17 protein-coding genes, 4 tRNA genes and 1 pseudogene are annotated in these 23927 nt (G+C 42.3%); 10 read left to right on the top strand and 12 right to left on the bottom strand.

The window, feature by feature from the left end; all coding sequences use genetic code 11:
- The 9 genes and pseudogenes from R7Q09_RS16865 to recA form a co-directional block, all read right to left on the bottom strand.
- Positions 1-73 (bottom strand) — tRNA-Arg (locus R7Q09_RS16865).
- 85 nt (positions 74-158) lie between these two features.
- Positions 159-250 (bottom strand) — tRNA-Ser (locus R7Q09_RS16860).
- A gap of 29 nt (positions 251-279) precedes the next feature.
- A tRNA-Arg gene (locus R7Q09_RS16855) sits at positions 280-356 on the bottom strand.
- Between the two features lie 31 nt (positions 357-387).
- Positions 388-479: transfer RNA gene (locus R7Q09_RS16850), tRNA-Ser, on the bottom strand.
- A gap of 334 nt (positions 480-813) precedes the next feature.
- Complete coding sequence (gene csrA / locus R7Q09_RS16845) at positions 814-1011, bottom strand: carbon storage regulator CsrA (protein WP_004415691.1); 198 nt, start codon at positions 1009-1011, stop codon at positions 814-816.
- A 92-nt stretch (positions 1012-1103) separates the two neighbouring features.
- Positions 1104-2291: an aspartate kinase gene (locus R7Q09_RS16840; protein ID WP_005383803.1), complete on the bottom strand. Its 1188-nt coding sequence runs from the start codon at positions 2289-2291 to the stop codon at positions 1104-1106.
- A gap of 212 nt (positions 2292-2503) precedes the next feature.
- Complete coding sequence (gene alaS, locus R7Q09_RS16835) at positions 2504-5086, bottom strand: alanine--tRNA ligase (RefSeq protein ID WP_005380872.1); 2583 nt, start codon at positions 5084-5086, stop codon at positions 2504-2506.
- Between the two features lie 142 nt (positions 5087-5228).
- Entirely contained in the window at positions 5229-5696 is a 468-nt protein-coding gene (gene recX / locus R7Q09_RS16830) for a recombination regulator RecX (RefSeq protein ID WP_017633543.1), read from the bottom strand.
- Positions 5697-5823: 127 nt separating this feature from the next.
- Positions 5824-6258, bottom strand: a pseudogene (gene recA / locus R7Q09_RS16825) (recombinase RecA); the annotation flags it as partial.
- A 224-nt stretch (positions 6259-6482) separates the two neighbouring features.
- Here recA and R7Q09_RS16820 point away from each other — a divergent pair.
- A complete protein-coding gene (locus R7Q09_RS16820) occupies positions 6483-8039 on the top strand; it encodes an SIR2 family protein (RefSeq protein WP_152811589.1) in 1557 nt (518 codons plus the stop codon).
- A gap of 421 nt (positions 8040-8460) precedes the next feature.
- On the opposite strand, the gene R7Q09_RS16815 is transcribed toward R7Q09_RS16820, so the two are convergent.
- Positions 8461-9573, bottom strand: a complete 1113-nt coding sequence (locus tag R7Q09_RS16815) for a hypothetical protein (RefSeq protein ID WP_318071143.1) — start codon at positions 9571-9573, stop codon at positions 8461-8463.
- Between the two features lie 225 nt (positions 9574-9798).
- Between R7Q09_RS16815 and R7Q09_RS16810 the strand changes: the two genes are divergently transcribed.
- The 9 genes from R7Q09_RS16810 to R7Q09_RS16770 all read left to right on the top strand — a co-directional run bounded on the left by R7Q09_RS16810 (position 9799) and on the right by R7Q09_RS16770 (position 21691).
- Positions 9799-11028: a chromosome partitioning protein ParB gene (locus tag R7Q09_RS16810; protein WP_318071141.1), complete on the top strand. Its 1230-nt coding sequence runs from the start codon at positions 9799-9801 to the stop codon at positions 11026-11028.
- Between the two features lie 287 nt (positions 11029-11315).
- Entirely contained in the window at positions 11316-12833 is a 1518-nt protein-coding gene (locus tag R7Q09_RS16805) for a type I restriction-modification system subunit M (RefSeq protein WP_318071140.1), read from the top strand.
- The gene (locus tag R7Q09_RS16800) at positions 12823-14013 is read left to right on the top strand and encodes a restriction endonuclease subunit S (protein WP_318071139.1); all 1191 of its coding nucleotides are present in this window, start codon (positions 12823-12825) and stop codon (positions 14011-14013) included. The genes R7Q09_RS16805 and R7Q09_RS16800 overlap by 11 nt, the downstream gene beginning before the upstream one ends.
- A complete protein-coding gene (locus tag R7Q09_RS16795) occupies positions 14013-14888 on the top strand; it encodes a GIY-YIG nuclease family protein (protein WP_318071138.1) in 876 nt (291 codons plus the stop codon). The genes R7Q09_RS16800 and R7Q09_RS16795 overlap by 1 nt, the downstream gene beginning before the upstream one ends.
- A gap of 24 nt (positions 14889-14912) precedes the next feature.
- On the top strand, positions 14913-16250 hold the full coding sequence (locus R7Q09_RS16790) for a KAP family NTPase (RefSeq protein ID WP_318071137.1): 1338 nt from the start codon (positions 14913-14915) through the stop codon (positions 16248-16250).
- Positions 16251-16263: 13 nt separating this feature from the next.
- The gene (locus tag R7Q09_RS16785; protein WP_318071136.1) at positions 16264-19530 is read left to right on the top strand and encodes an HsdR family type I site-specific deoxyribonuclease; all 3267 of its coding nucleotides are present in this window, start codon (positions 16264-16266) and stop codon (positions 19528-19530) included.
- Positions 19530-20306: a M48 family metallopeptidase gene (locus tag R7Q09_RS16780; RefSeq protein WP_054395107.1), complete on the top strand. Its 777-nt coding sequence runs from the start codon at positions 19530-19532 to the stop codon at positions 20304-20306. The genes R7Q09_RS16785 and R7Q09_RS16780 overlap by 1 nt, the downstream gene beginning before the upstream one ends.
- 388 nt (positions 20307-20694) lie before the next feature.
- On the top strand, positions 20695-21006 hold the full coding sequence (locus R7Q09_RS16775; RefSeq protein WP_203346124.1) for a hypothetical protein: 312 nt from the start codon (positions 20695-20697) through the stop codon (positions 21004-21006).
- Positions 20996-21691, top strand: coding sequence for a hypothetical protein (locus R7Q09_RS16770; protein ID WP_203346123.1), 696 nt, complete (start codon positions 20996-20998; stop codon positions 21689-21691). The genes R7Q09_RS16775 and R7Q09_RS16770 overlap by 11 nt, the downstream gene beginning before the upstream one ends.
- 308 nt (positions 21692-21999) lie before the next feature.
- Here the strand turns inward: R7Q09_RS16770 and R7Q09_RS16765 are convergent, their stop codons facing one another.
- Positions 22000-23388 (bottom strand): site-specific integrase, encoded by a 1389-nt coding sequence (locus R7Q09_RS16765; protein ID WP_203346122.1) that lies wholly within the window; start codon positions 23386-23388, stop codon positions 22000-22002.
- 5 nt (positions 23389-23393) lie between these two features.
- Positions 23394-23927, bottom strand: a complete 534-nt coding sequence (locus tag R7Q09_RS16760) for a hypothetical protein (RefSeq protein WP_152811569.1) — start codon at positions 23925-23927, stop codon at positions 23394-23396.

Genomic DNA, 23927 nt, shown 5'->3' with positions numbered 1-23927 from the left:
GCGTCCTGGAGGATTCGAACCTCCGACCGCCTGGTTCGTAGCCAGGTACTCTATCCAGCTGAGCTAAGGACGCGCAGATCTTCTTGCTAAGAAGTTGTGAAGTAAATCACATTCATTTCTTACGAAACAAAAAAAAGGCCATCGGGCCAGTCAATGAATGGCGGTGAAGGAGGGATTCGAACCCTCGATACGGGATAAACCGTATACTCCCTTAGCAGGGGAGCGCCTTCAGCCTCTCGGCCACCTCACCGTTTTCATTGTTATATCTCAAAAGAGATATGGCGCGTCCTGGAGGATTCGAACCTCCGACCGCCTGGTTCGTAGCCAGGTACTCTATCCAGCTGAGCTAAGGACGCACTTTTTGTTGATAAATCAACGTTGCAAGAATGGCGGTGAAGGAGGGATTCGAACCCTCGATACGGGATAAACCGTATACTCCCTTAGCAGGGGAGCGCCTTCAGCCTCTCGGCCACCTCACCGTCTTGCGGAGGCACATATTACGTTTTACCGAAAATATGTCAAACACTTTCTTTGAAAAAATCTACGAAACTGGCTTAACCGTTGCTGATTTAATCAAAGTGACTATTAAACGAACTTTATCACTCTATTATGATGAAAAAAAGAGAGTCTTCTCTGAAAAAAAGACATTTATTTTCAAATAACTTTCTGAAGTTCGAATCAACATTATTGATGAATTCACAGCCATACTCAACACAATAGTTTCTGCAAATTTTCAAAAACAGTAAAAACTAAAAAGGCCAACCCTCCGGTTAGCCTTTTTCATTCAAACTAAGCTCTGTAAACAGGAGCGACTTAGTAGTTACCTGAAGCAACGTTGCCATTGCCTTTTTCAGCTTGAATGCGCATGTAGATTTCTTCACGGTGAACTGAAACCTCTTTCGGAGCGTTAACGCCGATACGCACTTGGTTACCTTTAACACCTAGTACAGTTACAGTCACTTCATCACCAATCATCAGTGTTTCGCCTACGCGGCGAGTCAAAATTAGCATTCTTTGCTCCTTGAGTAATCTCTAAATTTTCTTGCTACAAAGCTATTATCCAACAAAAGTTATATTTTCGTAAACTACCTTGTTAGCGAAAATCAGCCTAAAAAGGCATGTTTTTGTTGAATGTTTAATGCTTCACTAGACGTAATGTAAGCATCATGCAGAATGTTTGCTGCTGTATCCACACATTCGGGTGCTAAAACTAGCATCATAGTGAGTGCATTCGTTGCGCTGAAATTGATCTCAATATCTCGCTTTGCCAACAAATCGCATGCGTGCTCTACCATTCCATTGGCCTCAAGCCCCACTGCGGTCAACAGGCTTACCACTTCACTATTACGGATTTTGTCGCTGAACACCAGATCGAACTTGGCACATGCATCTTGTTTTATCATGATACCTGCCCGTTCTGTTTCCTCGATCACATTCCAAATGTCGATACCCAACATCTGACATTGTTTTGTAGCACTAGATAAATGTTCTTTATCGACTTCGATTATGGCAAGGTCACGTTGAATGGCTATACCAGAGACGGCTTGATTGCCTAACTCCCCCTTTACCAGACTGCCTTCATTAACATCAAATGTCGAAAGCACGCGCAGTGGCACATTATTCTTCCATGCAAATTGCACTGAAGGTAAATGTAATACTTTCGCGCCTCGGCTTGCCATCGCTTCCATGGAAGGAAAATCGATAACCGCCAATTTTCGCGCGTTTTTCACTACACGTGGGTCACAAGTATAAATACCATCAACGTCGGTAAAGATTTGACACTCATCAGCGCGCAATGCGCCTGCCAGTGCCACTGCGCTCGTATCTGAGCCACCTCGACCTAATGTGGTGATATCCCCGTTCTCATTCACACCTTGAAAGCCTGCAACAATCACGATTTGGTCTTGCTCAAGCAATCCCAGAATTGTCTTAGTATCAATGTGTTTAATCGTTGCGTCATTGTGTTGATTATCCGTCACAATATTCGCCTGTGCTCCGGTAAGCGAGCGTGCAGCATGACCCAATTTATTGAGTGTCATTGCTAACAGTGCCATTGACACTTGCTCACCAGCAGAGAGCAAAACATCAAGTTCTCGAGCTGTAGGCACGCTATCTATCTGTTTAGCGAGGTCCATCAGTCTGTTTGTTTCGCCTGACATTGCAGACACGACAACAACAACTTGATTGCCATCATTTTTCGCCTTAATGATGTGTTCAGCAACTTGGTGGATTCTTTCAATTGAACCCACGGAGGTTCCGCCAAACTTTTGCACGATAAGGGGCTTTTTCACCAGTCTTCACCTTCCCAAGACCGAAGTCTCTTTAGAACTGCTTACATCGTCAGTATTTCCTTTTAGAAAAATTATATAAGCAGTAGTTACAACAAAAACCAAATAGCTTAAATGACTCGGTTAACTTTTGGTCAATTAAACCACTTGGCTGCTAAAAAAAATTACGCTCAATCAAAGAAACTTGATTGAGCGTAATTTTAGTAGTTAAAAGCTTATAAGCGCTCTTCTAACCAAGGCTGAACTGTTTTAATTGCCTCTGGTAGTGCGGCTACATCAGTACCACCAGCTTGAGCCATGTCAGGACGACCACCGCCCTTACCACCGACTTGCTCAGCAATCATCTTAACTAGATCACCAGCTTTTACTTTACCAGTTAGATCTTTAGTCACACCAGCAATCAGGCCAACCTTGTCACCTGTTACGTTAGCAAGCAGTACGACACCAGACCCCATTTGGTTCTTGATGTCATCAACCATAGTACGTAGGTTCTTGCTGTCAGCGCCTTCAAGAGCTGCGACTAGAACTTTTGTACCATTGACTTCAACCGCTTTGCCCATGATGTTAGCGCTTTCTGCTGCCGCCATCTTATCTTTTAGCTTCTGCACTTCTTTCTCTAGCGCTTTTGCTTTCTGTGCAGATTCTGCGAGTTTCTCTTCGTACTTCGCGTTTTGAGCTTCAATAGCGTCTAATGCAGCCTCGCCTGTTACCGCCTCAATACGTCGAATACCTGCAGCAATGCCGCTTTCTGAAGTGATTTTGAATAGGCCAATATCACCTGTGCTTGATGCGTGAATACCACCGCAAAGCTCTGTCGAGAAGTCACCCATAGACAGTACGCGTACTTCGTCATCGTACTTCTCACCAAACAGTGCCATTGCGCCTTTCTTCTTAGCAGACTCAATGTCCATCACGTTGGTTTCAATCGTGTGGTTGCGACGAATTTGCGCGTTAACTAGACGCTCAACTTCTTTCAGTTCTGCTGCAGTTACGGCTTCTAGGTGTGAGAAGTCGAAACGTAGGTTGTCTGCCTTCACCAATGAGCCTTTCTGCGTTACGTGCTCACCTAAAACTTGGCGTAGTGCTGCGTGTAGCAAGTGCGTTGCTGAGTGGTTTAGAGAGATAGCTGCGCGACGCTCTGCGTCAACGATAGTTGCTACTTCATCACCTTTCGCTAGAACGCCTTCTGCCATTACACCGTGGTGCGCGATTGCGTTACCTAGTTTTTGAGTGTCCTCAACGCGGAATACACCAGACTCAGTACGGATTTCACCAGCGTCACCACACTGACCGCCTGACTCTGCGTAGAATGGTGTTTCACCAAGTACGATGATTGCTTTGTCGCCCGCAGATAGCGAATCTACTTCGTTGCCTTCAACGAACATCGCTGCTACAGAACTAGAGCCTTTAGTACCTGTGTAACCACAGAATTCTGTTTGCGTATCAACTTTGATTGCTGCGTTGTAGTCAGTACCAAAGTTACCCGCTTCACGCGCACGTTGACGCTGCTCTTCCATCGCTTTCTCAAAACCTTCTTCGTCGATTGCGAACTCACGCTCACGTGCAACGTCGTTAGTTAAGTCAGCTGGGAAGCCGTAAGTGTCGTAAAGTTTAAATACGGTTTCGCCGTCCAGTACTTTACCGTCTAGGTTATCTAATGCTTCGTTTAGAATCGCCATACCGCGCTCAAGTGTACGACCAAAGTTTTCTTCTTCGATACGCAGTACTTTTTCAACCACAGCTTGTTGACGCTTCAGCTCTTCACCAGCCGTACCCATGATGTCTGCCAGTACGCCAACCAACTTGTGGAAGAATGCACCTTGTGCGCCCAGCTTGTTACCGTGACGAACTGCGCGACGGATGATACGGCGTAATACGTAACCACGACCTTCGTTTGAAGGCATAACGCCATCCACGATCAGGAATGAACATGAACGGATGTGGTCAGCGATAACGCGTAGTGATTGGTTTGATAGGTCTTCGTAACCGATCACTTCTGCTGCTGCTTTGATAAGAGCTTGGAATACATCAATTTCGTAGTTTGAGTGAACGCCCTGCATGATTGCAGAGATACGCTCGATACCCATACCAGTATCTACCGATGGTTTGGGTAGCGGTTCCATAGTGCCGTCTGCGTGACGATTGAACTGCATGAATACGTTGTTCCAGATCTCGATGAAACGGTCACCATCTTCTTCAGGCGTGCCAGGACGGCCACCCCAGATGTGCTCACCGTGATCGTAGAAGATTTCAGTACATGGACCACAGGGGCCAGTGTCGCCCATTTGCCAGAAGTTATCAGACTCGTACGGCTTGCCGCCTTCTTTATCACCAATGCGAACAATACGATCAGCGGGCACGCCAACTTTCTTGTTCCAGATGTCAAACGCTTCGTCATCGGTTTCGTAAACAGTTACCAATAAACGATCCGCTGGCAGTTTAAGAACTTCGGTTAGGAATTCCCAAGCAAAGGAGATCGCATCTTCTTTGAAGTAATCGCCAAAACTGAAGTTGCCTAACATTTCAAAGAATGTGTGATGACGAGCAGTAAAGCCAACATTTTCTAGGTCGTTATGTTTGCCACCAGCACGTACGCAACGCTGAGCCGTAGTCGCTCGAGTGTAGGCTCGTTTTTCTAAGCCTAAGAAACAATCTTTAAATTGGTTCATACCTGCGTTTGTGAACAGCAGGGTTGGGTCGTTATGTGGAACTAACGATGAACTTTCTACGATTTGGTGTCCTTTGCTCTCAAAGAACTTGAGGAACGCGTTACGAACCTCATCAGTGCTCATGTACATGCAGCTCTTCCTGAAAATAGTCGAGTTAGAATTTTGCCGTATTGTAGATCATGCAAACAGCTGAGACTAGTTTTCTTGAGGAAAAGAGGGAGTAGGAGAAAAAATTTGAAGCAAAACAAAAATCAGTGCGGACGACTGACCGTTAATCTTCGTCCTCAAAGCTCAGCGCGTAGCTGATTTGGTCAAAACTGTAGCCACGATATTGCAGAAAACGAACTTGTTTTGCGTACTCTTTTTGGTCTTTGGCTTTAATACCTTTGAATTTCTTTTCTGCCGCCTGTTTAGCCAGTTCAAACCAATCTTGCGGCTCTTCAGCCATAGCTTGCTCAATCACCGACTCCGCAACACGCTTCTGGTTTAACTCTTGACGAATTCGACGCTCTCCATGTCCTTTGTATACATGCTGTCTAATTTGACTCTTCGCGTAACGTAAATCATCTAAATAGTTATGGTCTAGGCAAAAATTAATTGCGATGTCGATGTCTGATTCTTCATAGCCCTTCATCGATAATTTTTGGTAAAGCTCATACTGACCATGATCGCGACGGCTAAGCAATTGGATAGCAGCCTCTTTGCTCGATAATGTTGGCGCCTGGCGTTTTTGGTACATGATGATCCTAAAAGTATTTTTGCTGTACAGGCTCTCAATGGCCTTTGTGATAATTCGATTTTTGATTTCAATAGATACAACAAAGCCCCGCATTGCAGGGCTTTGTCATTTATTAATCTATGAGAGATTAAAACTCTTCAGCTTGCTCTGGCGCTTCACCAGCTTCAGGCGCTTCCCCAAGTGCTGGCGCTAGCAACATTTCACGCAGTTTTGTATCGATAGTTTTAGCCACTTCAGGATGCTCACGCAGGTAGTTACACGCATTCGCTTTACCTTGACCAATCTTATCGCCATTGTAGCTATACCAAGCACCGGCTTTTTCAACTAACTTGTGCTTCACACCTAGATCGACAAGTTCACCTTCGCGGTTAAAGCCTTGGCCGTACATGATTTGTGTGTTTGCTTCTTTAAATGGTGCTGCAATCTTATTCTTAACAACTTTGATGCGCGTTTCGTTACCTACGACTTCGTCACCTTCTTTGATTGCGCCAGTACGACGGATATCTAGACGAACAGAAGCGTAGAACTTAAGTGCGTTACCACCTGTTGTTGTTTCTGGGTTGAATGTATGATTACGTAAAGCGAGTAATTCTGTTCAAGTCGGTAATGAAAGACTACAACACCTTACAAAAGAAATCCACTCAGCTTCCAATTGCAATCAAAATCTATTCAGAACATATACCCACTCACTGAACAACTGACTAAAAATCAAACAAAGGTCAAACAGTTCAGATTACAACCCCCTTACTAAAGTGTAGTATTTACAGTTACACAACAGGAGGTTCCATGGCTGTAAAAGAAAGATTAATAGACATTTTTAACAGTAAGGCGGCAGGCCCATTCCTTTTTCTTGGTTCTGGATTTTCAAGAAGATATTTAGGCTTGGAAGATTGGAAAGGTTTACTTAATCGCTTTTGTGTTGCTGGAAAGCCATTCGAGTACTATCTAGCTTCTGCCGATGGAAATTACCCCAAAATAGCAAGCTTACTAGCGAAAGATTTCAATGAATATTGGTGGACTGCTCCACAGTATTCAGCAAGTGTTGAAAGGTACAAGTCAAAGATCGTCGATCAAACTTCAGCCTTGAGAATTGAAATAGCAAATTACTTATCAACATTAAACCAAGATAGAGCAAAAGAATCAGGATATCAGCAAGAGGTTGAACTACTAGCCAACCTTAATGTTGACGGCGTCATCACGACCAATTGGGATATGTTTATTGAACAGCTTTTCCCTGAATATACCACTTATGTTGGTCAAGAGGAGCTGCTTTTCTCTAATCCTCAAGAGATTGGAGAGATCTATAAAATCCACGGTTGCTCGACTAACGCTAACTCTCTCGTATTAACAGATTCAGATTATGTTGATTTTAATGAAAAAAACACATATCTCGCTGCAAAGTTGATCACGCTATTCGTGGAGCATCCTATAGTCTTCATTGGTTATTCTATTTCCGACGAAAACATTAGCAGCTTGTTGAAGGCAATCTCAAATTGTATCGGTAAAGACAATATAGAAAAACTGCGTCAAAACTTAATTTTCGTACAACGTTTAAATGCCAATGAAGAACCAAACATTTCTGATACTTACCTGTCAATTGATGGTATACAGATACCGCTTATTTTGGTTAAAACTAACGACTTTTCTCCAGTTTATGAAGCTATAGACGCAACAAAGAGGAAAATACCTGCTAGGGTTCTCAGGTATTGTAAAGAGCAACTTTATGAACTTGTCCAGTCGTCTGAGCCTGAGAAAAAAATATGTGTCGTTGATATTGATGAAATAGAGAGCAAGGATGATGTTGAGTTTCTCGTTGGGGTTGGTGTTGCATCAACAGAACCTGTCGGGCCATCGAGTCTTGGCTATGAACAACTATGTGCCGCCAACTTATATAGAGATATTCTTCATGGTGATTGTGAGTATGATAGTGAACAAGTACTCAAACATGTTGCACCGAGAGGTTTAAAAAGTTCACCAAATATCCCCGTATTTAAATACCTGAACCAACTGGGCATAACTACGCAAGCTGATTACGAAGCATCAGGCTATGCTTTAGGTAAAGCTATAAGTAGGGACTTCAAAAAGCTTGGAGTCGCCTCATATAAAAAATCCTTTTTTAGAAACTATCGTCACTCTTCCCTACAGGACATTATCGATAAATGTACTGTCGAAAATGCTTCAGCTTACATTCCCTACCTATCATCGGATAAAATAGACTTAGATTTACTACATCAGTTTTTACTCGATAACGAAGAAAAGCTTGATTATAAGGTTTCTAGTTACGCTAGCAACTTCAAGAAGCTAGTTTGCTTATACGACCGTTTAAAGTGGGGGTGGAAGTGATCTACAGGATGGCGTAAGTAATGTAGAATCTGCAAAGGTGGAGGGTAATACGTACACCTTTGCAGTGTTTAACTTACGGTTTAGTTTACTCGCCATAAAGGAGCCTAAAGTGGAGGAATTTGTTCGGTATATTGATAAATTAAACTCTGAAGACAGAATGAACTTGTTTCATGTAGTAAATGCCAGCCTTGGTGAAAAAGGGTGTGAGCTAACTTTATCTATAAAATCGTCAGAACCAGAGTTATCTAGCGATTGGTTGATTTCGTGCAAGGACTGCTTGAAGGTGAACATAGATAGAACAAATATGCCTGCCCATGAGATCACTATCAAATATGGGATAATACTAATCGGAAGCTCTTATATAACAGGCTCTTATTTTAAAGCTGTAAAACTACACACATCCCACATGTGATTGCTCAGCTCACACTGCTAGCAATGAGAGAAAATACTCGGATAGCCCTATCCGAAACTGTCGAGTCGAATTCGCCGCATTTTTGTAAATACTGCCTTTAGCATCCAACTCCATTACCGAGCACCTTTTCCAGTGTGAAGCGTTCTTGCTGTAGTCTAGCTGGCCTAGCTCTTTACCTGCGGTACTTAATTCGGTTAGTGACGCGCCATTGTTCACTAAGTGATGGATTGTGAGGCCTATTGCTTGCCAAACTTGAGGAGATAAATGGTAACCAGAGCGATTATGCACAAACGCTTCCTTCAATGGTTCAAGCCAAGCTGCTAAGAAGGCGGCTATATTACTAACATAACCTTCTGACAATATAGATGAAAGACTATCGCCACTCGATAAAGTCACGTCTTTCGACATCTTACTGTACTCTTGTGTTCCTACCCCAGCCACGGCACCAACAATTAATTTGAACAATATATACTGTGTGGTAATGCTGCTCTCTGATACTTTTACATGCTTAGAATTAAAGTTAACACCACCATAACGTTCAATATTCGCTTCTTTTATTAGCTGATTTATATAATCTTTTAGTGGGAAGTCATCATTCGGTAGTAAGTTTTTTCCTTCACTCAGATGAGGCAGGTTCAATGATGAGTCAAAAATGCTACTTTTTTTAAACAGGTCGATAGCATGACTGGCTTCCAACCCCTTCTCGTCATCAAATACAACTCGTACCTCCACGTTTTCCATAGCTAGGCGCTGCCTAAGCTCGCTCTTCTGATTAGCCTCTTTAACACTTAGCCTTGAGCTAAACAAAAACGTTTTTAAGCCAAGAATCTTACAGATTGCTACCAGCACTAAAACGTTCCCCACAATATGAGTATCCGAGGGGTTGTAACTCAGTATGGGCAGAGAACGAGCTGCATGATGAAGGTGTGGCTTTCCGATAACCGCAAATGTTAGGGACAACGGCATGCATACCGATTTATCAAACAGGATACTCTCTAGCTCAGCTTGAATTTCTTGAACCTTGTCAGCGTTTTTAGCATTAACAGCGGCATCGGCTGCCCATTTTAATTCGGGCAATAAGTTTCCTACCGAAAAAAAAGCGGCGACTTCAAACACAGGCATAGTTGCAATTAGTGTTTTTTGCGTTCGTCCTTCCGAAGAAAGCAAGATCCCACTGATTTTTTTATCCGAAAGTATCAATTTTTTTCATCCAGTTATCTGAAAAACGCAGTCTAAAACAAAATTAAAATTTGATCCGACATGCATGTCGGATCAATAATGGTAATTATCTAAGGCAGGTGAATGCCTAGTCATTATATTGCCACAAGTAATACAGAGAGGTCGCAAATGGCAGATAACAAAGAAAACGCATTTGATGAAATATCAGATCAGGAATTAGAAACATCGATAGTTGACTCGTTGGTAGATAGATATGATGACAAAGAAAGCTCTAGTTATTTAGCAAGTTCTAAAAAACTTTTAGCTAACTCCAGCTCTGTTCTATCGTCCGAACAACTAAAAGATATTTTTAAGTCCAACGCACGCTACTACTCCGGGGTAAAACAAGTAGAAACGAGTCTAAAACACACGGTCATTTACATCACACCACAGTTAGCCAGAGACATGTTGAAGTTTTCTCGGCGCGGAGCCATAAATGACAACAATAAAAATAGAAAATTGAGCAAGGCAAAGATCAGGAAATACGCGGAGGCTATGGCGAAAGGCCAATGGTGCCTGACTGGTGAACCACTCATTTTCTCTGATGAGGGAGAAATTTTGAACGGACATCATCGTCTAGAAGCATCCTATGAATCAGGGGCTGGATTTATTGCGCCCGTAACCTATGGAGTCACTGACGATCTGTCCTTCGCGCATATCGATGTAGGCAACCTGAGATCTAGATCTCAGGTTTTAGAAATGGCGGGGGTTAAGGTCAACGCGAACGTATTGTCTCGAGTAGCGATGTTAGCGAAGGCATTTGATAAAACATCTAATCCTTATGCGTTTAGGGGGACTCAAGGAACCTCATTTCAACCCGCTGAGATTTTGGCATATGTGGAAGAAAATGAAGAGCTAGCGTTATCGGTGCATTTTGTTGCAACTGTAGTAAAGCGCCATCGACTGGAGAGCCAAGTTTCTGAGGCAATTTATGCGTTTGCACACTATCTGATTACGCAAAAACTCAAAGAAACTTCACTTAATGATACTTTGCCTATGACACCAGAAACTTATCTTACTCGTATCATTTCATCATTGGGTTTAGAGTCGGAGGATGACATCGAGTATCAGGTACGGAACTATCTTCAGTCACTCGTTCATGAGTCCACCTCGTACTCACTATTGTGCAAATTGTCTGCAATTTTCAAGGGGTGGAACATGAATCTTGGTATTGCGGTTACAGGAAACAAAATTAGCGTGCGAAGGGTTGCACGATACAAAAAAGATGCAGACGGAAACAAAATCCAGCTTCCTGCTGCTGGTAATATTAATGAGGCCTTCACTATTCCTTGCTTACCTAAAGGAAGGACGCCAAAAAACATTCAAAAACAAGGTAATGTTCAGCTCAAGAGCGCTTAATAAAAGTAAGGGGTGAGCATGTCTGCTCACCTCTGCTTCCCATTCCTTCCCCTGTCTTTGAACCATGCGTTTATCCAACCACAACACCGCCACCTAAAGTACGAATATTGCCAAGGAAAAATACGTGTTCGTTACGTATTTTTCCTCTTCTTTAGTGATAGAATTGCAGCAACAAACATAAATAACAATGAAACTCCTTTTTGCTAAGTCCCTGAATCTTTGATTGTAAACATTAGCTAATGTTGGTTTCGATTTGATATTCACCATTATTCAAGAGCAAGTAGTAAATGCCCCATACTAATATCAGTCAAGATGCAATAAACAAAGCCGTCTGGGCTGCCTGTGATACTTTCCGAGGCACCGTTGATCCGTCGATTTACAAAGACTTTGTCCTAACCATGTTGTTCTTAAAGTACATTTCCGATGTACATAGAGATAAAGTAGCCGAACTAACGGTTGAATACGGAGATGTACCAGAGCTGATCGCAGCAATGATGGAGAGCCAGTCTTTTAAAGTCCCAACAGGCGCAACTTTTTGGGATCTATACGAAGCTCGCCATGAAGCAGGTAACGGATCACGTATCGACCAAGCTCTGCACGCTATCGAAGAAGCCAACGGCACCAAGCTAAAAGGCGTGTTCCAAGACATCAGCTTTAACACCGATAAACTTGGTGATGAAAAGCAAAAGAACGAAATCCTTCGCCACTTACTGGAAGATTTTGGTAAAGAGACGTTAAACCTTCGCCCTAGCCGTGTTGGCTCATTAGATGTGATAGGTAATGCCTACGAGTATCTAATCAAACACTTCGCGGCAAGTAGTGGCAAATCGGCTGGCGAGTTCTATACACCACCAGAAGTCTCTGATTTACTCTCTATCATCCTTGAACCACAACAAGGCGACAGTATTTGTGACCCTGCCTGTGGCTCAGGCTCACTATTGATGAAGTGTGGTAAGCAAGTTCAAAAGAACTTTGGCGGTTCGAAGCAGTATGCTTTGTTTGGTCAGGAGGCAATTGGTTCAACTTGGTCACTGGCGAAGATGAACATGTTCCTGCATGGTGAAGATAACCACCGTATTGAGTGGGGGGACACAATTCGTAACCCTAAACTACAAGATCAGGAAGGTGGATTACTGCACTTTGATGTGGTTACCGCCAACCCTCCATTTTCCTTAGATAAATGGGGATACGACATCGCGAGCAATGATCACTTTGGTCGCTTCCGCCGTGGTCTTCCACCAAAAACTAAAGGTGACTATGCGTTTATCTCACACATGATTGAGACGTTAAAACCACAGACTGGTCGTATGGGTGTTGTTGTACCTCACGGTGTGCTATTCCGAGCATCTTCAGAAGGTAAAATTCGTAAACAATTGATTGACGAAAACTTGCTGGATGCCGTGATTGGTTTACCTGAGAAGCTGTTCTTCGGTACAGGTATCCCAGCCGCCATCCTGATCTTCAAAAAGCAGAAAAACGATAACAAGGTATTGTTTATTGATGCCTCTCGTGAATTCAAATCAGGTAAGAACCAGAACCAACTAACGCCTGAGAACATTCAAAAGATTGTAGATACCTATAAGGCGCGTCAAACCACCGACAAATACTCATACCTAGCAACGCTCGAAGAGATTGCTGAGAACGACTACAACCTCAATATTCCTCGTTATGTCGACACGTTTGAGGAAGAAGAAGAGATCGACCTGATGGCAGTGCGTGAAGAACGTTTAGCACTGCAAAGTGAACTGGCTGATCTGGAAGCGGAAATGGCAGGTTACCTAGAGGAGCTAGGTTATGGTGCCTAATGGTTGGAAGGTTCTACCACTATCTGAGATTACTAAAGAAAAAATTTCTTATGGTATCGTTCAAGCTGGCCCACATGTTGAGGGTGGTATCCCCTATATCAAAAGTGCTGACGTAGGCGGTGATATCGATGTTCAAAAACTTCAAAAAACTGCCCCCGAAATTCATCATAAATATAGACGTTCGGCTGTACATCCTAACGACATAGTATTTTCATTGCGTGGGAATATAGCAAGAACAAGTATTGTACCTTCAGACCTACCAGAAGCTAACCTGACCCAAGGTACTGCTCGTATTTCTGTGAATGATAAAAATGATACAAAGTTTGTTTATTACAAGCTTGCTAGTACCTCCATCCTAAATCGAATCAATTCTTTAAGTAAAGGTTCTACATTTAAAGAGATTTCATTAGAAGAGTTACGCAAAGTCAAATTGCCATTACCTCCACTCTCAGAACAACGCAAAATCGCCAAAATTCTATCAACATGGGATAAAGCGATTAGCACCACAGAAAAGCTAATTGAAACCAGCAAGCAGCAGAAAAAAGCCCTGATGCAACAGCTTTTGACGGGTAAGAAGCGTTTGGTGAATCCTGAAACGGGTAAGGCGTTTGAGGGGGAATGGAAAGAAGTTACCGTTGATGATACATGTATTGTTGGTCGTGGTCGTGTCATTAGCAAAATTGAAATATCAGATAATCAAGGTATGTATCCTGTCTACTCATCTCAAACATTGAATAATGGGATCATGGGTTGCATTGGTACATATGACTTTGAAGGTGAATATGTAACGTGGACTACTGATGGAGTTAATGCTGGAACAGTATTTTTCAGATCAGGAAAGTTCAATTGTACTAACGTTTGTGGAACCCTCAAACCCAAGGATATAAAAAGCCTAGATACAAAGTACCTAGCATTAGCATTATCTTTAGAAACATTTAAGTATGTATCTCATACATTAGCAAATCCTAAGTTAATGAATGGTGTTATGAAGACAGTATTGTTTAGGATGCCATTATTTTCTGAACAACAAAAAATCTCCTCAGTCCTTACTGCTGCCGATAAAGAAATCGAAATACTGACAGCTAAACTTGCTCACTTTAAACAAGAGAAAAAGGCATTGATGCAGCAGTTGTTGACGGGTAAACGTCGTGTGAAAATTGAAGAAATGGAAGTCGCATAATGAATAAGAGACCTCGCACCATCCAGATTTTTCTACCAAGTGGTGACCCTTCTGGTATTCGCATTGCCGAACAAACCACTTCAATCATTCGTTTGATTGAAGTGCCGCGAAGTGAAATGGCCGAGTTTGTTAAAATGCCAGAATCAAAGCAAGTTGGTTTGTACTTTCTTGTTTCTGGTGACAACAAGGAAGAATGTTATATCGGTCAATCTGGTGATGTAGGGTCTCGGTTAATGCAGCATCATAAAGATGAGAAAAAAGATTGGGAACGAGCCTTAGTTTTGATTTCTCTTACCAATAATTTGACTCAGACCCATGTGCTGTATCTGGAATCTCTTTCGATTGAAAAAGCAAAGTCCTGCCAGCGTTATGACCTGCTCAATGGAAATGGTGGGCAAAAACCTCATACTCCTATCCCTCTCAAAGCAGATTGCGACGAAATCCATGATATTGGTAGTCTGCTTTTGGCTACATTAGGTTACCCGATTTTCGAACCGCTTACAGAACCAGCAATGACAAAGGCCGAACAGACCTTTATATGTAATCGCGCAGGTGTTGATGCGAAAGGCATCTATACCAGTAAAGGAATGGTTGTCTTGAAAGGCTCGTCCGCACCGATGACAACAAAAAGAAAAACCGATCAACGCTTTTACGATAAGCGTGATGCATTACTCGCCAAAGGTATCGTGGACACTGATGGTCAACGTTTTGTCTTTCAACGCGACTACCTATTCAGAACACCAAGCGGTGCATCCATGTTCCTGTTGCTCGCCACTTCTAATGGCTGGGTAGATTGGAAAACAGATAAAGGTGTTACCTTGCATGACTATCAAGGGCGAACGCTTGAATCAGCCAGTGAACAAACGATGAATTAAAACTAAAAACAAAGGCTAGGCTTTATGAACATCACATTTAATGAGCGAGATGAATTTCAACGTAAACAAATTGCAGAGAAAGCCATTCAACTACTAAGAGCAGACATAGATATCTCACCTATGGTGATTGATGGTAGTTGGGGAACGGGGAAAACGGAGTTCTGCCATAAGTTAATTAACCTTATGGCTGAAGATGAGACACATCACTTAATATATGTAGATGCCTTCCAAGCGGATCATGCTGATGAGCCTCTCTTAACTGTACTAGCAGAAGTTATTAATATTCTACCTTCAGAAGAAGCTCAAGAAAGCTTTATTCAGAAAGCCATACCTGCGGCAAGATACGGTTTGAAGACTCTAGCAAAAGCTGGCGTAGCGCATCTACTTCGCCAAGATGCCGCCGATGTAGTTGACGACTTCGACAAAGAAATTCAGCAAGCAGCCAATAAGGCCATTGATGCATCGGTAGAGTCGGTACTGAAAGATCACGTAAAGGCATCTGAAAGCCTAAAAGCGCTTCAAGAGACACTGCAAGAGATAGCTCAGGAAAAACCTATTATACTGTTTGTCGATGAACTAGATCGCTGTAGACCAGACTTCGCAGTTAACATGTTGGAGATCATCAAGCATACATTCAACGTTGAAGGTGTACAGTTTGTATTAGTAACCAATACTCAACAGCTTAGGTCTTCTATCAATCACTGTTATGGCAAGGCTGTTGATGCGCAAAGGTACTTGGATAAATTTCTCAAGTACTCCTTCAGCTTACCTCAAACACAAGGGCTTAACACACACCAAGAAACCGCTGTGTCATTGAGCCATTACAAAAATTTAGTTAGAACCAGCGATGTACTCAATATATTAAACTTACACGAGTGCGGTTCAGTTCGAGTCATAAAACAAATAATAAAAATCAATAACTTATCGTTAAGGGAAGTTGAAACCCTTGTGCGTCACCTAGAGGTATATGCAATACTCTCTCAGCAAGGGTATCTGGGTAATCGAGCAGTATTCGGCTACAAAGTTCTTACTGTTCTCGCCATTGCAATCTATTCAATAAGACCGACGTTAGGCAATTCCATTCTATCTCAAACATTTGATGCAAAAGATGTTGGAAGTATTTTAGGTAAAACAGAATTATCCGTAATCAATGAGCGGACTCACCCAGACGAGATGGAACTTTTGTGCTATCTGATATGCTCAAATAATTGTAAAAACTCAGATCTCTTTACTCCTGAAGAAGAAAATAAAACGTCATGGGAGCATGTTGCCGGAGAATACTTTAGAGGAAGTTACTTCAGACCACATGAGGGCTATGTATCGATTTGCAAAGAAGCATTAAGAGTAATGTCTCTTCACTAAAGGTGCTGAAAATATGAACTCTAATTTACCTAATTTTCGCGAAGAACAAAGTGCAAAAATCCCAACCCTTACGTTACTTACCAATCTTGGATACAAGTTCATTCCTCCGAGTGAATGCCTAGTCAAACGTGGTAGCCTTTCAACGGTCATCCTGCCGGATATCCTGCGTAGCGTACTTCGTCATAAAACTTACTCGTTTATGGGGAAAGAGCATACGTTATCGGAAGCTGCTATCGATAAAATCATTCACGAGCTGGCTAACCCAGCCATGAATGAAGGGTTAAAAGCCGCCAACGAAAAAATTTATGATGCTTTAACTTATGGCATCGGTGTTACAGAGTTTATTGATGGCAAAAAAGCCAATCCAACCATCAATGTGATTGATTGGCAAACTCCAGATAATAATCAGTTTCACTATACTGAAGAACTGATCGTAGAAAACGCTCATGGCACCGCAAATCGTATTCCTGATATCGTCTGCTTTGTGAATGGCTTGCCTTGGGTAGTCATAGAAGCTAAGCGCCCAGACTCATCTCATGAGGGTAAGCCAACGGTAGCTGAAGGTATTTCTCAAAACATTCGCAACCAAAAAGTGGATGAGATCCCACATCTTTTCGCTTATAGCCAATTATTACTGTCAGTGAATGGGCACGATGGCTTATACGGAACATGTGGCACCCCTGAAAAATTCTGGGCTAAGTGGAAAGAAGAAGAGATCACTGAAGCGACCTTTGAGCGCTTGAAGAATGCTCCACTTACTCAAGATGAATTGGATCTTATCTTTAATCACCGTCCTGCTAAGGTTCGAGATGAATACCTTTCGCTTATCGCAGGCGGTAAGCTTGTAGTCACCGATCAAGACCGTCTATTGGTGTCGTTATTGCGCCACGACCGTTTACTCGAAATGACTCAGCTATTTACTTTGTTTGATAAGAAAGTTGGTAAAATTGTTGCTCGTTATCAGCAAGTTTTTGGTATTAAAGCCTTGATTGAACGGGTAACTTCTTTTGATGAAAAAGGTGCTCGCAACGGCGGCGTGATTTGGCACACTACTGGCTCTGGCAAATCTTTTACCATGGTGTTCTTATCTAAGGCTCTGATTTGGATAAAAGAGCTAGCTAAGTGCCGTGTTGTGGTCGTAACCGACCGTGTCGATTTGGAAGATCAGCTCTCTAAAACATTTGCCTCTGGAGGGGCACTATCTGAAAAAGATCGTGAATCAGCAAAGGCAACCACAGGCCGACGCCTAGCCGAGCAAATAGGTAAAGGAAACGAGCGGATTATATTCTCTATTATCAACAAATTCGGCACAGCGATTGAGTTGCCTGAGTGTTATAACGATAGTCCAGACATTATCGTTCTGGTTGATGAAGGTCACCGTAGCCAAAACGGTGAGAATAACATTCGCATGCAGCAAGCTTTACCTAAAGCAGCTTATGTTGGTTTTACGGGAACACCACTGTTGCAAGATGATAAGACCGAGAACAAGTTCGGTAAGATCATTCACTCTTACACCATGCAGCAAGCTGTCGAAGACAAAACCGTCACACCACTACTGTATGAAGAGCGAGTACCTGATCTCAGTACCAATGATAAAGCCTTGGATGCATGGTTTGACCGCATTACCGATAAGCTCTCAGAAAAACAGCGTACCGATTTGAAGAGAAAATTTTCTCAGAAAGGTCAAATTTATCAGACAGAAGGACGCATAGAGCTTATTGCGCATGATATCTCTGATCACTTCCAAAACTTTAAGAACCAAGGTCTGAAAGGGCAACTTGCGTGTGACTCGAAAGCTTCAGCTATTCAATATAAGAAGCTGTTAGATCAAATTGGCAAGGTAACCTCTGTGGTTGCCATGTCGCCACCGGATACCCGTGAGGGGCATGATACGGTAGATGGTGAGAGCAAAGACATCGTACAAAATTGGTGGAAGGAAAATGTAGGCAACCAAGACGAAAAAGCTTACACCCAGCACATTATCGATGAGTTTGGTAAAGACGATGGCCCAGACATCATGATAGTAGTGGACAAGCTACTCACTGGGTTTGATGAGCCGAAAAACACCGTGCTTTACATCGATAAGCCACTTAAGCAACATAACTTGATTCAGGCTATTGCCCGTGTGAACCGCCTGCATCAAAAGAAACAGTTTGGCTATCTGATTGATTATCGAGGCATCTTGAAAGAGTTGGATGCTTCTATTGCGAGTTATCAGGAACTAGAGGAACGTATCAAAGGTGGTTTTGATATCGAGGATCTAAAAGGCCTCTACAGCCGCATGGATACCGAGTACAAGAAGCTTCCGGGTTTCTACAGTGATCTGTGGGCGATTTTTGAAGGCGTACAAAATAGGCAAGACGGTCAGGCGCTACGCCAAGCACTTGCACCTAAGATTAATACCATTGATGGCCAGCTAACTGATACTAACCAAAAGAAACGTGAAGACTTTTATGCAGCTCTCACCACATTTTCTAATTGCCTGAAAGTGGCTTTGCAGTCTGCAACTTACTTCGAAGATAAGAGCTTTGACGACAAGCGAGTACTCTACAAAAAGACGCTGAAATCAATGTCTGAATTGCGTAAGCAAGTACGTGAAGATGCGGAAGAGACAGTTGACTACGATGAGTATGCAGAGAATATTCGCACCATGCTGGATAAGCATATTGGTGGTGTCGAAATTCAAGAGTCAAAAGGCGCGTACCTTGTCGGTAATATGGGCAAGAACGTTAAGCCAGAAGAATTGACGGACGATGATGCTCGCAACAAGAGGGATGCTATCACAGGTCGTGTCACTAAAATGATTGAACAGGACTTGGCAGACGACCCATATGCTCAAGAATACTTTTCAAAGCTACTTAAACAAGCGATTCAGCAAGCTAAAGATATGTTCGATGCGCCTGTAAAACAGTACCTTCTATTTGCTGACTTTGAAGAGCAAGTAAAGGAACGCAATATCGATGGTATACCCACCGACCGCTTCGCTGAACTCGACCCTAAGGTTAAGCGACATGTTCAGGCGTACTTTGGGCTGTTCTTAAAACACTTGTCAGATGTAACGAGCCTCAGTGAAGAAGAACGCTTCAACTATGCGGTGCAAATTGATGAGGTAGTAACGGCTTCGGTTGCGGAGTTCTCAATTAACCCACAAGAAATTGAGAACCAAATTCGCCGTAAGTTGTTGCCTGTTTTATTTAAAGCCATTGGCATGGATACAGCCAAGCTCATCATCGCTGACGTTATCCAAATTACTCGCCTTGGCGTTGCAGGTCATCACTAATGACGGCAGTTGCATCTACTGAGCACAACAAAGAGGAATACAGCTTTGTCTATGGGGATGAAGCTGTCACTTACGAAGTTGTGCGAAAGGCTCACCCAGAAGGTAAGAAAAGGAAAATTACCATCAAGGTTCATCCTAACTGTGATGTCATCATTTCTGCGCCAGAAGATGCCGAGCGTAGCGATATTCATGAAGCTGTTATGAGGCGTGCTAAATGGATTTATGACGCACTGAAAGAGTTTCGTAGTCATTTGGAGTATGTGCAGCCAAAGCACTATGTCAGCGGTGAGATGCAGTTTTACCTTGGTCGGCGCTATGTCCTTAAAATCGTAGAGGACGCTGAAGCTTTGCCAACTGTAAAAATGACTCGCGGCAAGCTACTTGTTACCTTGACTCGGTTTAACAACGACAAGACAGCCATGGTTAAAGCTTTAGTGCGCAACTGGTACAAGGTTCGCGCTGAACGCATTTTCCATGAACGTTTGTCTGAGCTACTGCCTCAAGCTACATGGGTTGCTGGAATACCTAGCTTTCGAGTTTTACCCATGAGTAAACAATGGGGGAGTTGCTCGGCTAAGGGCACTTTGATGCTCAACCCACACCTCATCAAAGCACCCAAGGAATGTATTGATTACGTGATATTGCATGAGCTTTGCCACATCGCTGAGCACAATCACAGTGACAGATTCTGGCGTTTATTGACGAGTGTGATGCCCAACTGGAAAGAAGTGAAAAGCCGTTTGGATGGAATGGCAGAGTTGTATTTGAATGAGTGATGGCAACGTCGCAACTTTTGCAATATCAACTGTATTAGTCTGAATGCAATCTGCCAGTTTCGTTTCCACGATGTGACTAGATCTGACAGGTTACCCTAAATAGATTCTACCCCATTTCAATTTATAACCATTAACCCAAGCAGGACATTTCCTCTTTAGATAATACATGCCCCTTATGTGTAAAGTTGATTATTTCCCTAAAAGTGGCATGATTAATATTATTATGACGACATGTTCTACATTTATCTGATGATCTTCTGGTATTTAATCGATAAACCAGATGGTTACATTAGATTTATCTGTATTTTTACCTTGGAAAAATGCGGACATTGTCGGCTGAAAAAACACTGTTATGCGCACAGTCATCTACGCTACCAAAGAGAAGAAAATGACAGAATCTAACGAAAAAGAAATTGAAGTCAGTAATGATGCGAGCGAAAGCAATGAGTTTCTATACAGTGATTATTTTCATTGTAAAGAAGCCTTTTTGATATTCGTATTATTGTATGTTGATGGTGAAAAAAGAGCCGACTTTCTTGGTATTAAAGAAGAAATGTATGAGTCAAAAGCTAAGGCGAAAGAATGGCGAAATTCTTTGGTTAAAGTACTTCATTCTGACCGCTGCAAGCACCTATCTTCGGATGAGGCCACAGCAAAAGTCAACGAAATCTATTCAAGGATGAAAAAGCATGCCAAATAATGAGAAGAATAGTACCAGTAAGCTTCCTGTAACTTTAAAGCCAGTTGACTTTGAGTACCAAAAGCCAGAACGAAGAAATGAGTTAACTGAACCCAAAAAATACGACAAGATTGATTCGAAAGTTGGTGAACTAGTAAAGCTTGGAACTAATGGTGTAACCTACGTAGATGAAGATGCCTTTCCAACAATTTTTCAAACCACTGGGCCGAAAGCTGCTTTTATATTTGAAAACCAGATTCCAGAAGCAGACAAAAGAAGTTTTGATGGTAAAAATTACGCTCATAGCTCTGCGGTAGTGGGATTAACCGATAAGAAATCACAAGAAGTCAGAGATGCTGAAAAGCAAGCCTTACTTCAATATTCTCGGGACTCTATTATTAATGTGTCAGACTCACCTGAGGCGCAGGATATGAGAAGAAAGGTCGATTCATTCACATCCAAGACCCTTCCGAAACTCCGAGACGAGAGAGGTGTAAATACAGATGAAGTAACTGGTGAGGAAAGAAAAAAAGGCTTTGCATTTCATCACGTTAACCCCAAAGAATTGCATACAGATCCGGAGGATGTCTTAGATCCTACTAAGGGGAGGAATTTAAACCCTGAGACTCATGCGGATGTACACAGAAATAATATCAATAATGAAGTGCAGTTTGAGAGGTATCAGACTGAAAATAAACCGAAGTGAGGCGCATAACAAGTTGCTGTTCGCGGAAAAATTACTCTCTACACTCCTAATTTTCCGGTAAGCAAGGCGTTACTGAATTTCCGTCATAAATTGAAATTGTCCAAATGTATGCGGGATGTCGAGTGCGGGTGTTCGATTAAGCCACACTGTATAGTCAAAACTGTCAGATCGTGTATAAGTTAGTACATATCCAACCACACAATAACAAGTACCTCAGTGCTGTCGACCATCGTTGACCATACGTGGTCAATGGTGGTCAATGGTGGTCAACATGTAGGCTGTAAGACTGCGGACTCGATAAAGAACCTCTATAGAATATCTTGGGATGCACTCCCTGACAGACGCATCTTCAATTCATCATTCTCTCGTTTGAGTCTGGCTATTTCATTTTCTGCATCACTTAGCTCACATTTCAACGTTGCTGGATTTTCCATTTTCGCTAAATTTAAATCCCTTAACGCATCCAGGTAATGTTTACGTATAGTCGAGCCATCAGACTTACTAGAGTGCCCAGCATGCTCAGATAATAACAAGAGTATATCACCTTCACCAAGACCTTGATTCAAAAGCCCCATAGCCATTTCCGAAAGAGAGAGCATTCGGTTTAAATGTGGGTTAATGCCATACTCTTTAAAAATCCCATTAACTGAAGTTCTTGTGAGCGCCTTACCCGTTTTCTTTGATGGAAATACAGGGTCTGTAGGAGATGGTTGCAAACCCTTCATTGCTTTTGGGAGTATTTGCTTCCTGAACATCTTGATAAATCTTCGGATCTGCTTATCAAGCATTGCAGGAATCTCTACATACCTACGCACCTTGTGTTTACCCTTTGTCTCTGATGTCCGTATCCAGACCTTGTTGCCTTCTATGTTGTATTCAGGCTCCCCTTCAAACTGAGATAACTCAAGAGTTATATCCTCGACATTTCGCAGAGAGCCTTCCCTCATAACTCTCAGGATTAACAAATTTCGAAAGTGTAGCGCCATTTCTTTAGGAGTTGCTGAAGAATCCCTTTTGATCTGTAGATTTGTGTACGCATCATCGACCTTCTTTTTGACTCCGTAGCCATTCCTCCTACCTTGATCTTCCTTGTTTAACTGATGAGGGTTACTGTATTCATGGTACTTGTTTTTTTTAGGCTCTAAGGCTACCGAGAACTCGTTATCACCATGAACACCGCGATCATTAATTCCCGTTAGCCAACGACTGTATTTTTTCTCTTCTGCCCACCAAAGAAATGCAATAAAGTCACCCATCTTGCGATTTGTCGTGGAGTTTAGATTGGGGCTTGTCTGCTCGCTATTATTTAGCATTAGAGAAATTAAGGCGTCTGACGCTGATAGCCACGTTCTGTGAAAATCATCGCCATAAAGTTCAAAATCAAAACTCAAGTCAAGCTCATAGTTCATAAAGGACAATGCATTTTGCACTCGTTCCTCTTCTTCCTTTTTCTGTCCAATTTTGTCGGTTGAGATGAAGGTTTGACTTAGTTGATTAAACTGGCTTGCAATATTTCTAGCAGCAGCAAGAGCCGTAGTGGAGTCATTCTTTTTATTGAATACATGGTACTCTCGTAGAAACCTGTTGATTATCACATGAGGGTTTCCATATTTATCCATGACAAATGGAAACTTAGGTAATTTCTTTCCGTCTAACTCAAAATCTGAGGACAACGGCATTACAACCAATTCGTTCATGCGGCTTACCCCTTCGGGTTAAAAGGAACGACATCAGCTTTACTCTGAAGCTGATCATGTAATCGCTTATTGGCTTGCTGACTTGCTTCTAGCATACTTTTGAGGCGTGACACTTCGCGGCTAAGCTTCTGGTCTAATTTATGATTCGCCTCCATTAGGTTAGTATTAATTAACACAAGCTCATCAATCCTTTCATTAAGTGCGCTAATCTCACCATCCATCTGTTTAGGATTTTTGATGCGCTTAAAGAGGCCGTTAAGCCTCTTTTCAAACTTATCAATGTTCCACTCTTGGTAATAGGTTCCACGACTAAATGTCATCGACTCCAGATCAACATCACCCACAATCCAATCGTTGCTATCAGTGAACTCTTTGAGCTTGGTAGGAAGCCCTTCCATGCTGGCCAATCTAGTTTCTCGTTCACTGATGAGATTTTCAAGAAGGCTGATACGTTTATCAATGCGAGCTGTAGCCGCCGCTTTTTTCTCTTCCGAGTTATCGACATTCTTGTGACCTTTATTGACCTTCTTGTCTGACAT

The organism is Vibrio sp. 2130-1, from assembly GCF_033339515.1.
Note: the sequence above shows the minus strand (reverse complement) of the source record. Positions and strands in the feature narration are given on the sequence as shown.

What these genes read in the sequence shown, in the direction of transcription:
- csrA (WP_004415691.1), bottom strand. Translation starts at nt 1,011, where the DNA reads ATGCTAATTTTGACTCGCCGCGTAGGCGAAACACTGATGATTGGTGAT.
- alaS (WP_005380872.1), bottom strand. Translation starts at nt 5,086, where the DNA reads ATGTACATGAGCACTGATGAGGTTCGTAACGCGTTCCTCAAGTTCTTT.
- recX (WP_017633543.1), bottom strand. Translation starts at nt 5,696, where the DNA reads ATGTACCAAAAACGCCAGGCGCCAACATTATCGAGCAAAGAGGCTGCT.
- R7Q09_RS16820 (WP_152811589.1), top strand. Translation starts at nt 6,483, where the DNA reads ATGGCTGTAAAAGAAAGATTAATAGACATTTTTAACAGTAAGGCGGCA.
- R7Q09_RS16815 (WP_318071143.1), bottom strand. Translation starts at nt 9,573, where the DNA reads ATGCCTGTGTTTGAAGTCGCCGCTTTTTTTTCGGTAGGAAACTTATTG.
- R7Q09_RS16810 (WP_318071141.1), top strand. Translation starts at nt 9,799, where the DNA reads ATGGCAGATAACAAAGAAAACGCATTTGATGAAATATCAGATCAGGAA.
- R7Q09_RS16805 (WP_318071140.1), top strand. Translation starts at nt 11,316, where the DNA reads ATGCCCCATACTAATATCAGTCAAGATGCAATAAACAAAGCCGTCTGG.
- R7Q09_RS16800 (WP_318071139.1), top strand. Translation starts at nt 12,823, where the DNA reads ATGGTGCCTAATGGTTGGAAGGTTCTACCACTATCTGAGATTACTAAA.
- R7Q09_RS16795 (WP_318071138.1), top strand. Translation starts at nt 14,013, where the DNA reads ATGAATAAGAGACCTCGCACCATCCAGATTTTTCTACCAAGTGGTGAC.
- R7Q09_RS16790 (WP_318071137.1), top strand. Translation starts at nt 14,913, where the DNA reads ATGAACATCACATTTAATGAGCGAGATGAATTTCAACGTAAACAAATT.
- R7Q09_RS16785 (WP_318071136.1), top strand. Translation starts at nt 16,264, where the DNA reads ATGAACTCTAATTTACCTAATTTTCGCGAAGAACAAAGTGCAAAAATC.
- R7Q09_RS16780 (WP_054395107.1), top strand. Translation starts at nt 19,530, where the DNA reads ATGACGGCAGTTGCATCTACTGAGCACAACAAAGAGGAATACAGCTTT.
- R7Q09_RS16775 (WP_203346124.1), top strand. Translation starts at nt 20,695, where the DNA reads ATGACAGAATCTAACGAAAAAGAAATTGAAGTCAGTAATGATGCGAGC.
- R7Q09_RS16770 (WP_203346123.1), top strand. Translation starts at nt 20,996, where the DNA reads ATGCCAAATAATGAGAAGAATAGTACCAGTAAGCTTCCTGTAACTTTA.
- R7Q09_RS16765 (WP_203346122.1), bottom strand. Translation starts at nt 23,388, where the DNA reads ATGAACGAATTGGTTGTAATGCCGTTGTCCTCAGATTTTGAGTTAGAC.
- R7Q09_RS16760 (WP_152811569.1), bottom strand. Translation starts at nt 23,927, where the DNA reads ATGTCAGACAAGAAGGTCAATAAAGGTCACAAGAATGTCGATAACTCG.